Below are 13,966 nucleotides of genomic sequence, written 5' to 3' on the forward strand. Positions count from 1 at the left end.
CCCCCAAGTCAGGAGGCGCGGCTGACGGTTGCCTCGGCGAGTTTCCGCAGGGCCGTCTTTGGCAGGTCTTCCAGTGGGAGCATGTCCAGTTCATTAAAGGCGGCGCGGCCGAATTCCTCAATCAGGACTTCGGTGGCCTGGAGCGCACCGCAGTCCACGATGATGCGGCGTATCTCCTCCACATCATCGTCGGACAGGTCCGGGCTTCCGAGCTTTGCGTCGAGGAAGCGGGATTCCTCCGGCGACGCCTGGTCGAGGGCGAAGGCAACCAGGACCGTCCTCTTGCCCTCCCTGAGGTCATCGCCCGCCGGCTTCCCGGTGGTCACGGGATCGCCGAACACTCCCAGCACGTCGTCCCGGAGCTGGAAGGCTTCGCCCAGCGGCAGCGCGAACGCTGAGTAGCCGCGGAGCAGTTCATCGGAAGCGCCGGCCAGGGCGCCGCCGAGCGCGAGCGGGTGCTCCGTGGAATACTTCGCCGACTTGAACCGGATTATTGACTGGGCCCGGCTGACCGCGCCGGCCCGGTCGCGCATGGGACCTGCGACTTCTTCCAGGATGTCCAGGTACTGCCCGGCCATCACTTCGGCCCTCATCAGGTTGAAGATCAGCCGGGCCTGGCTGCCCGATGCTGCCGCCTGGCCGATGTCCGTGAACGTTTCCTCGCTGAACGAGAGGCACAGGTCGCCGGTCAGGATGGCTGCGGCATGGCCGAAGCGCTCGCTGTCCAGGGCCCAGCCCTGGTCTTCATGCAGCTGGCTGAAGCGGCGGTGGACGCTGGGTCCTCCGCGCCGAGTATCCGAGCGGTCGATGATGTCGTCGTGAATCAGCGCCGCTGCCTGGAAGAGCTCCAGTGCCGATCCGGCAGTGACCACCTCGGTGGCAGCCGCATCCCCGCCTGCGCCGCGCCACCCCCAGTAGCACATCAGCGCACGCAGCCGCTTGCCGCCGGTGACCAGGTTGGAAATGGATCCCATCAGCGGGTCGATGTCCTGGGAAATGGCGGACATCACGGACTGGCGGGTCGCCAGGAAATCATTGAGCTTGCCGGCGACAGCGGCTACGTAGGCCGTCTGCTCCAGGCGCAGCTGCTCCGCGACCGTCACTTCGCGGACTCGGCTGCGACGTTGGCGCCGATGGTGAACGTGGAGATCCCGCCGGTTTCCACCACGGCGATGTTCACGGTTTCGTTGTCACCGCGGAGGAAATCCTTGGACGCGACCGCGCCCACGTTCTCGCCGGGCACTGCTTTGAAGCCCTGGGCTTCCAGCTCTTTGGTGTAGAAAGCCACGACGGCGGCAGCCGGCGAGGTGATGTTTCCCACCAATGCCGCTGTTGCCGGAGTGGTCGTCTTGTCGAAGCTGCTGGAGACGACCTTTGCCCCGGGCATCACGGGCAGCAGTTTCTCGGGGAAGCCGGCCACCAGCGCGCCGACGGCGGCGGTGGTTCCGGGCGAGGCTGTGGGGCTCGCGGGGGCCGTGGTGGATGCCTGTCCGGTGACGGAAGCTGAAGCGCTGGCAGTCCCGGTGGCCGTAGCGCCGGGATTGGCCGGGGTGCACGCCGCCAGGGCCAGCACCGCGCCGGCCACAATCACGGCGCAGCCCGCAGGCTTGAGCTTTCCAATTACCTTCACAGGGACATTCCTCCTGGTGTTGACGCCGGATGCAGCCTCCAGTTTAGTCAGTACCACGGCATAGGATTGAAGACGTGGGGCCGGAACAGGATAAACAGCAGCTCGAAGCGACCCTCCGGGAGCTCCGGCGAAGCAGCATCATGCATGTGGACATGGACGCTTTTTTCGTCTCCGTTGAGCTCCGGACCCGGCCGGAACTTCGCGGCAAACCCGTGATAGTGGGTTACCCGGCGGAGCGGTCGGTGGTGCTGTCAGCGTCCTATGAGGCCCGGAAATTCGGGGTCAAGTCCGCGATGCCCATGGCAATGGCGGCGCGCATGTGCCCCTCGGCAGTCATTATCGAGCCACGGCACAAGCTCTACTACGAGGTGTCCGCCCAGCTCATGGCCATCTTCGGGTCGATCACGGAGCTGGTGGAGCCGCTGAGCGTCGACGAGGCCTTCCTTGACGTCGGCGGAGCAATCCGGAGGCTGGGGAGTCCGCGCGAGATCGGCGGGATTATCCGTCGGCGCGTGCATGAGGAACTCGGCATCACGGCGTCCGTCGGCATTGCGGCCAGCAAATTTGTGGCCAAGATAGCCTCTACCCGCTGTAAGCCGGACGGGCTCCTGCTGATCGGGCCGGATGAAACGGTTGCGTACCTGCACAGCCTTCCGGTCAACGCACTGTGGGGCGTCGGGGCGAAGACGGGCGAGGTGCTGGCCCGCATGGGAATCCGGACCGTGGCCGATGTCGCTGCAACGCCGCCGTCAGCACTAAAGAAGCTGCTTGGGGTGTCAGGGGAGCACGTCTACCGGCTGTCGTGGGGGATTGATCCCCGTCCCGTAACTCCGGTCCGACTCGAGAAGAGCATCGGCGCCGAGGAAACGTTCGCCGTGGATACAGCCGACGACGCCCTCCTGCACCGTGAACTGCTGCGCCTGTCGCACCGGACCGCCGAGCGGCTCCGAAGCACGGGGATGGTGGCGAGGACCATCTCCCTTAAGCTGCGCTACACCGATTTCTCCACCATCACGCGCAGCCGGACAGTGCACGCTCCGGTCGACAGTGCCCAGCTGATCTACGCGGTGGCCGTTCAGCTCCTTGAATCGCTCGGTCCGCGGGCCATGACGGTACGCCTCGTCGGTGTCAGGGCTGAGCAGCTTGAAGATGCTGCCCAGACTTCGCTGCAGCTGAGCTTTGACCGCCGCGACGACAACTGGCGGGCCGCGGAACAGGCCCTGGACAAGGTGGCGGCTAAGTTCGGCTCGAAATCGGTGCTTCCAGCCCGCCTGATGGACCCGCACACGCCCGGAGGGTGACCCGTCCCGCCGCGCCGGGAGTGTCTTTCAGAACAGGGCGCAACAAACTATCCTTAGATATACATAGATTTCGAACGTCTGGACATACCTAAGAAGTAAGCCCTGGACAGCCTGCTGAATAGGTCCGCCGTGCGAATGCGTGGAACCCGGCCTTTCGTTGTACGGTGGCCGGGAACCTCCTGCGCACGCCGGACGTTAGTGGATTGACAACACGGGGGCCAGAGCAGGTCCCGACGTTGGCCGACTTAAGGAGGTCGTGATGCCGCTCTCGGAGCACGAACAGAAGTTGCTCGAGCAGTTGGAGAAGCAGCTGCACGAGGACGATCCGAAGTTTGCCAATTCAATGGGATCGGATCCGGGCCGTAACTGGTCCACGCGCCACATCGTGATCGGCGTGCTGGCCACACTGGCCGGCGTCCTCCTCCTGCTGGTGGGCGTATCACTTCAGAGCATTTTTGTTGGTGTCCTCGGATTCATCGTGATGGGAGCCGGAGTCTATTTCGCAACGATGCGCAGTTCCGCCGCCGGCAAAGCGAAATCGACCGGTGGCAAGAAAGCCGGCAAGGGGCGCAGTTCGTTCATGAGCGGCCTTGAAGAACGCTGGGACGAACGACGCCGGGGCGAGCAGCAGTAGCTCGACCGCGACAGCGTAAGCTAACGCTCCACTTCGCACCACCTGCCCCTGGCAGACCTGCAAAAGACCCGCCCCGGCGGGTCTTTTGCATTTAACGGCCGGCAATCGTGGGCGCGAAGCCGTCCTGTCCGTACCGTCCGCCGTCGTACGGTCCCTCGCGGCCCTTTAGACGCCGTTATCCCTCCACTTTCCACCACCCGCCCGAAACCCCGGATTTGCGGGATTGGATTTGTCCAAACCCGGGACGAATCTTCCGTGTCGCGTTGACTGTGGAGCGATGTGGAGTAAAGTGGAGCAGGTAAGAGGGTAGTGGCAGCACAGGGGACGTGCAGCTCCTGACGACAGACAGGCGGGTGGCCATGTTTCTTGGCACTCACTCGCCGCGTTTGGACGAAAAGGGGCGGATCATCCTCCCAGCGAAGTTCCGTGAGGAACTTGCCAGCGGACTGGTTCTCACAAGGGGCCAGGAGCGCTGCATCTACGTCTTCAGTGAGCGGGAATTCGAACGGATTCACGAGCAAATGCGGGAGGCGCCCATCTCCTCCAAGCAGACTCGTGACTACATCCGGGTTTTCCTCTCTGGAGCCTCGGACGAGGTACCTGACAAGCAGGGGCGCGTGACTATTCCTCCCGCACTCCGGGCATATGCAGGTCTTGGCAGGGAGCTCGCCGTTATCGGCGCCGGTTCCCGAGCGGAGATCTGGGATGCCCAGGCCTGGAATGAGTACCTGGCAGAGAAGGAAACCTCCTTCTCTGAAACCGACGACGCCATCCCGGGAATCTTCTGAGGCCCGGAAGCGACGACGGCAGCGTTTCTTGAACGAGATCTCCAGCCGCCCATCCGAACGTTGTCCTGGCTCACTTCCCCGGAGCCAGGCGGACGTTGGGTTAGGCGCGGATGGGGATCTGGCTTAAGAAGCGCACCGAGGACCAGCCAGGCCCACCCAGGCAAACAGCGGCACGAAAGGACGAAGGTATGAGCGATCCCAACCAGCCAAAACCCACGTCCGAACGCCATGTACCGGTCCTCAAGGACCGGTGCATCAATTTGTTGGCCCCTGGCATCGAGGCGGCCCGCCACCGGGGCGAGACGCCGGTGGTCATCGACGCAACCCTGGGAATGGGCGGTCACTCCGAAGCCCTGCTCCAGCGGTTTCCGGACCTTCACCTCATCGGAATCGACCGCGACGAAGAAGCGCTGGCCCTGGCCGGCGAGCGACTGAAGCCCTTCGAAAACCGCACCGATCTGGTCCATGCCGTCTACGACGAAATCCCGGACGTCCTCCGGGACCTTGGCGTCGAGGAAGTCCACGGCGTCCTGATGGACCTTGGCGTATCCTCCCTGCAGCTGGATGAGCGCGATCGCGGTTTTGCCTATTCTTTTGATGCGCCCCTGGATATGCGCATGGACACGAGCCGGGGCCAGACTGCCGCGGACGTCGTGAACAACTATAGCGAAGAGGACCTGGTCCGGATCATCCGCAAATGGGGTGAGGAAAAGTTCGCCGGCCGGATCGCCAACCGCATCGTGGCCGCGCGTGCAGCCAAGCCGTTCGCCACCACAGGGGAACTCGTTGACACCATCCGTGCGGTGGTTCCGGCAGGGGCAGCGAAGACCGGCGGCCACCCGGCCAAACGGACCTTCCAGGCACTGCGGATCGAAGTCAACGAGGAACTCGACGTCCTGGAACGTGCGGTGCCTGCCGCTGTGGACGCCCTCGCGATGGGGGGCCGCGTTGTGGTCATGTCCTACCACTCGCTGGAGGACAAAATCGTCAAGAAGGTCTTCCAGACCGGATCCAAGTCCTCCGCGCCGCTGGGGTTCCCGGTGGAACTGGAAGAACACAAGCCCGAACTCAAAACCCTGACTAAGGGCACCGAAGTGCCCACCGCCGATGAAATCGCCGAGAACCCACGCGCAGCGTCCGCGCGGCTGCGCGCAGTTGAACGAATCAGAGCCAGGAGGGCCGCATGAGCACCGCCGCTGCCAAGAACTTCCCAGTCGTGTCCGGCACGGCGGCCCGAGCCCTCACGGGACTTAAGCCCTCCGGCGGATCCGAGCGGAAGCTGCGGACCCCGCTCTCCGTGGTCCGCTCGACACCGCGCAAGCGCAGGGCCCCTTTTGTGGTGCTGTGCTTCGCACTGCTGGCTGTCGCGCTCATGGCGGTCCTGGTGCTGAACATCTCCGTTTCCACAGCGCAGTACCAGCTGGTGCAACTCAGGAGCGACCAGACCACGCTGACGAAGCAGAACCAGGACCTGACACAGCAGGTCCAGAATTTCGATGCTCCCCAGAACCTGGCTGCCAAGGCCACGGAACTGGGAATGGTGGCTTCCGCCGGCAAGGGGCAGATCGACCTTTCCACTCTTACCGTCAGCGGCAGCCCTAAACCAGCTGTTAAGGGTGACAAGCCCGGTTCCATCCTTGCAGCGCCGGCAGTCGCCGGGCAGCTGACGGTGGTTCCGCCAGCCACCACCAAGGAGCCGCTGGCCGTCCGCAAGCCGGCGGACGCCGCAGCTCCGGCTGCGGCACAGGCCGCACAGGCCGCAGCGGCTGCCCAGGCTGCCGCGAAGCCGCCCGCCGCCGCGAAGCCCGCGGCTGATCTCCACGGAGGATCCGTTCCGGCACCAAAGCAGAAGACGCCGGGCAGTAACTGACAGGACTGACCACCAGTAAGCAAGCAGCAAGGACTCACCGTGGCGCAGAGCACCGGCAAGAAGACAATCGCAAAAGTGCCGAACGCCACCAGGAGGCTCCGCCTCGGCTTGGGCATGATGCTTGCGCTGCTGCTGGTGGTCGGCGGCAAACTGTTTATGGTCCAGGGACTGGACATCGGCGGAATGGCTGAGGCCGCCTTGAACAACCGCCTCACCCCGATCGAGCTCCCCGCCGAACGCGGCAGCATCCTGGACGCGAACGGAACCGTCCTCGCCAACAGCGTCATCCGCTACAACGTGGTGGTGGACCAGCGCGTCAACACGAAGACAGAGTCCTTCAAGCGCCTGGACACAGTCGGCGACAAGGAAGAGCTCGTTACCGTTTCCAGGGACAAGGGCATCGAGGAGCTGGCCGCCGTGCTGGGGCAGGATCCAGCGGACGTCAAAGAGGCCCTGACGGGGGAGAAGCCCTATTACATCGTGGCGAAGGATCTCAAGCCCGATATGGAGGACCGGATCTCCCAGCTCCAGATCCCGGGAATAGTCACCGTCGGCACTAGCAAGCGCGTTTACCCGAACGGCTCTGTTGCCGGCGGGATCGTCGGATTCCTGCAGGACGGAACAACCGGCCAGGCGGGGCTGGAGCAGACCCAGGACGAAGTCCTCAAGGGGACTCCCGGCAAGCGGCTTTTCGAAATCGGCGCCGATGGCCTGCGCATCCCTGTCGGCGTGGATGAACTGACGCCCGCCGTCGACGGCAAGGACATCCGGCTCACGCTCAATTCCGACCTCCAGTATTTTGCCCAGCAGGCAATCCAGAACCAGTCGGACAAGCTGAGCGCCGAGTGGGGCGTCATCATCGTCCAGGACATCAAGACCGGCAATATCATCGCCATGGCAGACACCAACGCACCGGATCCCAACGACCCCGGCAAGGTGGCCGCCACGGACCGCGGTGTACGGTCGGTGACTGCCGCCTACGAACCGGGCTCCGTAGAGAAGATGATTACGGCCGCCGCCGTCATCGAGGAGGGCAAGTCGAGCCCGCTGGACAAGTTCACCATCCCGTCGTCCTATGTGGTGGACGGTCAGGTCTTCACCGACTCGTTCGATCACGGGACCGAGGAACGGACCTTGGCCGGGATCCTGGGCTGGTCGATGAATACCGGAACGGTGATGGCGGGCCAGCGGCTTACCAAGGAACAGCGCCACGACTGGCTGCAGAAGTTCGGCATCGGCGAAGCCCCCGACATCGGGATTCCTGCCGAAGCGACCGGCATCCTCACTCCTGCTGACCAGTGGGACGGCCGGCAGGAGTACACCGTCCTGTTCGGGCAGGGCGTTTCGCAGTCCACGCTTCAGACCGTGCGGGCCTACCAGTCGATAGCCAACAACGGCGTAATGCTCCAGCCCCGCCTGATCGACAGCTACATCAGCCCGGACGGAACTGAGGAAAAGGTCCCGGCGAAGGAGAGCCGGCAGATCGTGTCCAAGGAAACCGCACAGCAGGTCCGGGACATCCTGGAGAGCGCCGTGACCGAGGGGCAGATCAAGGAAGCAGCAATCGACGGCTACCGCGTCGGCGCTAAAACCGGGACATCCCAGTCGCCGTGTGACGACGGCAAGTCGGGATACTGCGGCTACACCGCTTCCATGGTGGGGATGGCGCCGATGGACGATCCGCGGTTTATTGTTGAAGTTGTCCTGCAGCGCCCCAAAGGCAGCATCTACGGAATCACCAACGGTCCGGTGTTCCGCTCGGTGATGAGTCAGGTGCTGCGGACGTACAACGTTCCGCCCTCAACAGGCGAGCCTGCCAGGCTGCCCCAATACGTCAAGTAGCACGTCCACAACATCGTACGCATCAGGGGATCTTCCCCTACGCCCGGTGTGATCCACTAGCGCCAACGGAGATCCACTTGTCAGAGCACCATGCCCCAGACAGTACCGACGCAACGAGAGGCGCGGTTCCCGGTTCCGGGTTCCGGCCGTCCGCCGTTGCCGCGGTTCCGCTGGGTATCATCGGCGAGTCCGTCGGCGTCGTCGTTCCCGGGGCATCCAGCGCCATTCCGGTCACCGGGATCTCCCTGAACTCCAGGTCCGTGCAGCCGGGTGACCTCTACGTTGCCCTCCCCGGCGCCGCCCGGCACGGGGCGGACTTCGTGTCGCAGGCCGTCACGGCGGGCGCTGTTGCGGTTGTCACGGACGACGACGGCGCCAGGCTCCTTGCGCTGTCCGCTGACACTCCCGTGCCGGTCCTCGTGGTTGACAAGCCTCGAAGCGCGGTGGGCGGGCTGGCGGCACTGATCTACCAGAGCCGGCCTGTAGGCGGCGCTGTGCCCGCACTGTTCGGCGTCACCGGCACCAACGGCAAGACCACCACGACCTATTTCATCAACGCCCTGCTGCAGGCCCTGGGCCGCAAGACCGGGCTGATCGGCACCATCGAGATCCTGGCCGGCGGTGAGCCCATTCCCAGCCTGCTGACGACACCGGAGTCCACCGACATCCACGCACTGCTGGCCCTGATGCGGGAGCGTGGCCTGGACGCCGCCTCCATGGAGGTTTCCTCGCACGCCGTGTCGTTCCACCGCGTGGACGGTGTGCAGTTCGACGTCGCCGGGTTCACCAACCTGACCCAGGACCATCTGGACCTGCACGGCACCATGGACGAATATTTCCAGACCAAAGCGGAGCTCTTTACGCGCCCCCGCGCCAAGCAGGCGGTAGTCACCGTGGACGACGATTGGGGCCGCCGCCTTGCTGCCGGTGCCGGTATTCCGGTCACCACCCTGGCAACAGCCCAGGGCATCGATCCCGCAGCATCCGGTGCTGACTGGGCTGTCACGGCCACCGCGCCCCGGGGCCTGGGAACGCAGTTCCGGCTACGGCACCGTGACGGCACGGAACTCCGCGTTCACACGGGGCTTCCGGGCAGCTTCAATGTTTCCAACGCCGCCCTCGCAACCGTCATGGTACTGGCTAGCGGAGTCGACCCTGAGACGCTGCAGTCAGCCCTCGACTCGGCCGATCCGTTCACCGTGGCCGTCCCCGGGCGCATGCAGCTCGTCTGCACCGCCCCGGCCGCCGTCGTCGACTTTGCCCACAACCCGGACGCCCTGCAGCGGGCCCTGGAAGCAGTGCGCTCACCCGAACCCGGCTCGAAGGTGATTGTGGTCTTCGGAGCCACAGGGCAGCGCGACCAAGGCAAACGGCCGGCCATGGGTGCCATCGCCGCCCGGCTGGCGGATGTGGTGATTATCAGCGACGACGACCCCCATGACGAGGACGCCGCGGCCATCCGCGCGGACGTCCTGGCGGGCGCGCACGAGGCCAAGGAAACCGCCGGCCTTGGCTGCACCATCCTGGAGTCATTTCCGCGCGACACGGCAATCAGGCAGGCTGTGGAGATGGCGCAGGCGAAGGACACGATCCTGGTGGCCGGCCGCGGCCATGAAGTGTGGCAGGAAGTCAAAGGCGTCAATCTGGCGCTCGACGACAGGGTGGAGCTCCGCGAGGCCTTGACAGCCCGCGGATTCACCGTTCTGAATGACGAGCGGATAGAGTCCTAGACCGAGATGATTGCATTTACTGCGGCGGAAATTGCCGAAATTACAGACGGCCGCCTTGCCGCCGATCCGACCATCACGCCCACGACAGTGGTCACGGATTCCCGGGAAGCCACAGAGGGGTCCCTCTACGTGGCGAAGCCCGGCGAGACTGCTGACGGCCACGACTTCATCGGCGCGGCCTTCGGGCGCGGCGCTGTCCTTGCCCTGGTGGAACGGGACGCTGCCGATCACTCCGGCAGTCCCCACCCCTCCATTGTGGTGGAAGACGCGGTCCTCGCCATGGGCGCTCTGGCCGCCGAATCCGTGCGCCGGATCCGGGCCCGACGCGAGGCCGAGGGTTCGGAGTTCACGGTTATCGGCATCACCGGTTCGGCCGGGAAAACCACCACCAAGGACCTCCTTGCCGGAATCCTTTCCGCGGAAGGCAATACTGTCTCGCCCCAAGGCTCCTACAACGGCGAAGTGGGAGTTCCGCTGACGGTATTCAAAGCCGGCTTCGGAACCCGTTACCTCGTGATCGAAATGGGCGCCACCGGGGTGGGACACATCCGCTACCTCGCAGACATGGTCCAGCCCGAGATCGGGGTGGTCCTGGGCATCGGTACCGCCCATGCCGGGGAGTTCGGCGGCGTGGACAACATCGCCGTTGCCAAGGGCGAACTCGTAGAAGCCCTCCCTGACAGCGGGACGGCCGTGCTCAACCTCGATGACGGCCGCGTCGCAGCCATGACAAGCAGGACCAAAGCGAACGTCCTGGGGTTCTCCGCGCAGGCCGCAGATGACGTCCCGGCCGCCGGACTGCGCGCCGTCCACGTCGAGACGAATGCGGCAGGCAATCCCGAGTTCGAGCTTCTCTTCCCAGGCGACGCCGCGGGGCACCAGGTCCGCAGCCGGCTGATCGGGGCGCACCATGTGACCAACCTCCTGGCGGCAGCCGGCGCGGCCTATGCCGCCGGCATCCCGGCGGAACGGATCACGGCATCCCTCAGCGCACAGACCGCCGCCAGCCGCTGGCGGATGGAACGCACCGAGCGGGCTGACGGCGTAACCATCATCAACGATGCCTACAACGCCAACCCTGAATCGATGCGGGCCGCGCTGCGGACGCTGGCGGACCTGGGCCGCGGACGCCGCACCTGGGCCGTCCTGGGCGCCATGCTGGAACTGGGCGACGAGTCCATTCGGGAGCACATGGCAGTGGGCACGCAGGTGGTGCGGCTCAACATTTCCCGCCTGGTGGTAGTTGGCCGCGAGGCGCGTTCGCTCTATGTCTCCGCCGTGAACGAAGGCTCATGGGGGGACGAATGCGTATTCGCTGAGTCCGTCGACGAAGCCTACGATCTGCTCCAACGGGAACTGGAACCCGGCGATCTGGTCCTCTTCAAGTCTTCCAACAGCGTGGGACTGAGGCATTTGGGGGATCGGATAGCATTACCCCCACAAGTCCGAGCAACCGCCAATGAAGGGAGCGAGTCGCTGTGATTGCACTGCTGATCGGCGCTGGCCTGGCCCTGCTGTTTGCATTGGTGGGAACCCCTCTGTTCATCCGTCTGCTGGTACGGAAGAGCTACGGCCAGTTCATCCGCGACGACGGACCTACCTCCCATCACACGAAACGCGGCACGCCGACCATGGGCGGTACCGTAGTGGTCTTCGCTGTCCTGCTGAGCTACGCGCTGACCCACCTCATTATGTGGATGCTGAATCCGCGGTCAGCCGGACCGTCGGCCTCTGCGCTCCTGCTGCTGTTCCTGATGGTGGGAATGGGCCTCGTAGGCTTCCTGGACGACTTCATCAAAATTTCCAAGCAGCGAAGCCTTGGCCTGGACGCAAAAGCCAAACTGGTGCTGCAGGGCGCCGTCGGCATCATTTTCGCCGTCCTGGCCTTGAATTTTCCCAATGCGGACGGCGTCACTCCGGCATCCACGCAGATCTCGCTGGTGCGGGACATCCCCTGGCTGAACCTTGCATTCGGCGGCACCGTCCTGGGCGCCATCCTGTTCGTTCTGTGGTCCAACCTGATCGTCACGGCGGCGACCAATGGCGTGAACCTCACGGACGGTCTGGACGGACTGGCTGCCGGGGCGTCGGTCATGGTGTTCGGCGCGTACACGCTGATGGGAATCTGGCAGAGCAACCAGGCCTGCGGCTCGCCGCGGCAGGCCGGCGGCGGCTGCTATTCGGTCCGGGACCCGCTGGACCTGGCACTCCTTGCCGCAATCCTCAGCGCTGCCCTGGTTGGCTTCCTGTGGTGGAACACGTCTCCGGCGAAGATCTTCATGGGCGACACCGGCTCGCTGGCCATCGGCGGCGCCGTTGCCGGTTTCGCCATCCTGTCCCGGACCGAACTGCTGCTCGCCTTCATCGGCGGACTCTTCGTCCTGATCACCCTTTCGGTGATCATCCAGGTGGGCTACTTCAAGATCACCAAGGGCAAGCGTTTCTTCAAAATGGCCCCGCTCCAGCACCACTTTGAACTCAAGGGCTGGGCGGAAGTCACCGTGGTGGTTCGGTTCTGGATCCTCGGCGGCCTCTTCGTCGCCGCAGGCCTTGGCATCTTCTACGCAGAATGGGTGGTCCTGCTGTGAGCAGTCCTATACCTTCGCCGCTGGCAACGTCTCCCCGGCTCGAGAACCTCGTGAGCTGGGACTCCGACTGGTCCGGCCTCCGGGTGGTCGTGACGGGCATCGGTGTATCCGGATTCGCTGCCGCCGACACCCTGATCGAACTCGGTGCCCGCGTGGTGGTAGTGGACGCGGCCACGAGCCCGAAGGCCCGCGCCCAGGCGGACACCCTGAAAATCGTCGGCGCCGTGGATGTCCTCCTCGGCGAGGATGCCGTGCACACCATGCCGAAGATCGACGGCCAGAAGCCGGACCTGATCGTGACCTCACCGGGATGGCGGCCGGACCAGGCCCTCCTCGCGTTGGCTGCCCGGACCCACATCCCGGTCTGGGGCGATGTGGAACTCGCCTGGCGGGTGCGTGAGCGGAAGGGCCGCAAGACCGCAGACTGGCTGACCATCACCGGAACGAACGGGAAGACCACAACCGTGGGCCTGACCGAATCCATGCTGCAGGCCGCCGGGCTCAAGGCCATCGCGGTCGGGAACGTCGGCACGCCCATCCTGGACGCCCTGCGGGATCCGGTGGAGTACGACGTCCTTGCGGTCGAACTGTCGAGTTTCCAGCTGCACTGGAGCCACTCCGTCTCTCCGGTGGCAAGTGTCTGCCTCAACGTCGCCGAGGACCACGTGGACTGGCACGGGTCCTACGCTTCGTACCTGGCCGACAAGGCCAAGGTCTACGAGCAGACCCAAAAGGCCTGCATCTACAACGCCGAACAGATCGAAACCGAGCGGATGGTGGATGACGCGGACGTCGTGGAAGGCTGCCGCGCCGTCGGATTCACCACGCTGACGCCGGCCATCAGCATGCTCGGCGTGGTCGAGGGCCTCCTGGTGGACCGCGCCTTCATCGCCGAGCGCAAGGACAGCGCCGCCGAGCTTGCCGCCATGGCGGACCTCGGTCCGGTGGCACCGCGCCACATGGTGGCCAACGCCCTGGCAGCGGCAGCGCTGGTCCGGGCGTACGGTGTGGAACCACAGGCCGTGCGGCAGGGACTGAAGAACTACATTCCGGGAGAGCACCGGATCCAGCTCGTTGCCCGCCACAACGATGTGCTGTGGATCAACGACTCGAAAGCAACCAACCCGCACGCAGCGGCGGCGTCCCTGTCCGCGTTCAGCAACGTCATCTGGATTGCCGGCGGCCTCTCCAAGGGTGTGAGCTACGACGAGCTGGTCAAGGAACAGGCGGGCCGCCTGAAGGCCGTCGTCCTGATCGGAGCTGACACTGCCCCGCTCTCGGACGCCCTCAAGCGACACGCACCGGATGTCCCCGTGATCGGGCGCAGCAAGGGCGACACTGAAAATGTGCAGTCTGCCGAAACGGACGACGCCGGCACGGTGCCCTCGCCGATCTACGGGGAAACTGTAATGGCCCAGGCCGTAGCCGCGGCAGCGCAGCTGGCCTCTCCGGGGGACACTGTGCTGATGGCCCCGGCGGCTGCTTCCATGGATCAGTTCTCTTCCTACGCTCACCGTGGCGATGCCTTCATTGAAGCTGTCCGCGGGCTCGTGGAAGGGCAGGCTCAGACCGGCGAGGAGTAA

At 64.9% G+C, this 13,966-nt stretch carries 12 protein-coding genes; 10 read left to right on the forward strand and 2 right to left on the reverse strand.

Annotated features, from left to right (window positions below):
- Positions 1-8: 8 nt before the first annotated feature.
- Together ACSQ1X_RS07990 and ACSQ1X_RS07995 are read right to left on the reverse strand one after the other, a co-directional pair.
- Complete coding sequence (locus ACSQ1X_RS07990; protein WP_436057267.1) at positions 9-1,103, reverse strand: polyprenyl synthetase family protein; 1,095 nt, start codon at positions 1,101-1,103, stop codon at positions 9-11.
- Positions 1,100-1,630 (reverse strand): hypothetical protein, encoded by a 531-nt coding sequence (locus ACSQ1X_RS07995; protein WP_436057268.1) that lies wholly within the window; start codon positions 1,628-1,630, stop codon positions 1,100-1,102. Before ACSQ1X_RS07995 ends, ACSQ1X_RS07990 begins: the two co-directional genes overlap by 4 nt.
- Before the next feature lie 140 nt (positions 1,631-1,770).
- Here ACSQ1X_RS07995 and dinB point away from each other — a divergent pair, with 140 nt between their 5' ends.
- The 10 genes from dinB (at position 1,771) to murD (ending at position 13,966) form a co-directional block, all read left to right on the forward strand.
- Complete coding sequence (gene dinB / locus ACSQ1X_RS08000; RefSeq protein WP_156372340.1) at positions 1,771-2,931, forward strand: DNA polymerase IV; 1,161 nt, start codon at positions 1,771-1,773, stop codon at positions 2,929-2,931.
- Between the two features lie 259 nt (positions 2,932-3,190).
- Positions 3,191-3,565: a DUF3040 domain-containing protein gene (locus ACSQ1X_RS08005; protein ID WP_436057269.1), complete on the forward strand. Its 375-nt coding sequence runs from the start codon at positions 3,191-3,193 to the stop codon at positions 3,563-3,565.
- Positions 3,566-3,924: 359 nt separating this feature from the next.
- Entirely contained in the window at positions 3,925-4,353 is a 429-nt protein-coding gene (gene mraZ, locus ACSQ1X_RS08010; protein ID WP_028271726.1) for a division/cell wall cluster transcriptional repressor MraZ, read from the forward strand.
- A gap of 188 nt (positions 4,354-4,541) precedes the next feature.
- Positions 4,542-5,540, forward strand: a complete 999-nt coding sequence (gene rsmH, locus ACSQ1X_RS08015) for a 16S rRNA (cytosine(1402)-N(4))-methyltransferase RsmH (RefSeq protein WP_436057270.1) — start codon at positions 4,542-4,544, stop codon at positions 5,538-5,540.
- Positions 5,537-6,223, forward strand: a complete 687-nt coding sequence (locus ACSQ1X_RS08020; protein ID WP_436057271.1) for a hypothetical protein — start codon at positions 5,537-5,539, stop codon at positions 6,221-6,223. The genes rsmH and ACSQ1X_RS08020 overlap by 4 nt, the downstream gene beginning before the upstream one ends.
- A gap of 39 nt (positions 6,224-6,262) precedes the next feature.
- Entirely contained in the window at positions 6,263-8,065 is a 1,803-nt protein-coding gene (locus ACSQ1X_RS08025) for a peptidoglycan D,D-transpeptidase FtsI family protein (protein ID WP_055800124.1), read from the forward strand.
- A 77-nt stretch (positions 8,066-8,142) separates the two neighbouring features.
- Positions 8,143-9,795 (forward strand): UDP-N-acetylmuramoyl-L-alanyl-D-glutamate--2,6-diaminopimelate ligase, encoded by a 1,653-nt coding sequence (locus tag ACSQ1X_RS08030; RefSeq protein WP_436057272.1) that lies wholly within the window; start codon positions 8,143-8,145, stop codon positions 9,793-9,795.
- A 6-nt stretch (positions 9,796-9,801) separates the two neighbouring features.
- Positions 9,802-11,277 (forward strand): UDP-N-acetylmuramoyl-tripeptide--D-alanyl-D-alanine ligase, encoded by a 1,476-nt coding sequence (locus ACSQ1X_RS08035; protein ID WP_436057273.1) that lies wholly within the window; start codon positions 9,802-9,804, stop codon positions 11,275-11,277.
- Positions 11,274-12,383, forward strand: coding sequence for a phospho-N-acetylmuramoyl-pentapeptide-transferase (gene mraY, locus ACSQ1X_RS08040; protein WP_055800114.1), 1,110 nt, complete (start codon positions 11,274-11,276; stop codon positions 12,381-12,383). Before ACSQ1X_RS08035 ends, mraY begins: the two co-directional genes overlap by 4 nt.
- Entirely contained in the window at positions 12,365-13,966 is a 1,602-nt protein-coding gene (gene murD / locus ACSQ1X_RS08045) for a UDP-N-acetylmuramoyl-L-alanine--D-glutamate ligase (RefSeq protein WP_436057274.1), read from the forward strand. The genes mraY and murD overlap by 19 nt, the downstream gene beginning before the upstream one ends.

The sequence above is a fragment of the Arthrobacter sp. LjRoot78 genome, assembly GCF_964254335.1.
Lineage (GTDB): Bacteria > Actinomycetota > Actinomycetes > Actinomycetales > Micrococcaceae > Arthrobacter.

Excerpts from the sequence above, each read along its gene's own strand:
- dinB (WP_156372340.1), top strand. The coding sequence starts at position 1,771 with ATGCATGTGGACATGGACGCTTTTTTCGTCTCCGTTGAGCTCCGGACC.
- ACSQ1X_RS08005 (WP_436057269.1), top strand. The coding sequence starts at position 3,191 with ATGCCGCTCTCGGAGCACGAACAGAAGTTGCTCGAGCAGTTGGAGAAG.
- mraZ (WP_028271726.1), top strand. The coding sequence starts at position 3,925 with ATGTTTCTTGGCACTCACTCGCCGCGTTTGGACGAAAAGGGGCGGATC.
- rsmH (WP_436057270.1), top strand. The coding sequence starts at position 4,542 with ATGAGCGATCCCAACCAGCCAAAACCCACGTCCGAACGCCATGTACCG.
- ACSQ1X_RS08020 (WP_436057271.1), top strand. The coding sequence starts at position 5,537 with ATGAGCACCGCCGCTGCCAAGAACTTCCCAGTCGTGTCCGGCACGGCG.
- ACSQ1X_RS08035 (WP_436057273.1), top strand. The coding sequence starts at position 9,802 with ATGATTGCATTTACTGCGGCGGAAATTGCCGAAATTACAGACGGCCGC.
- murD (WP_436057274.1), top strand. The coding sequence starts at position 12,365 with ATGGGTGGTCCTGCTGTGAGCAGTCCTATACCTTCGCCGCTGGCAACG.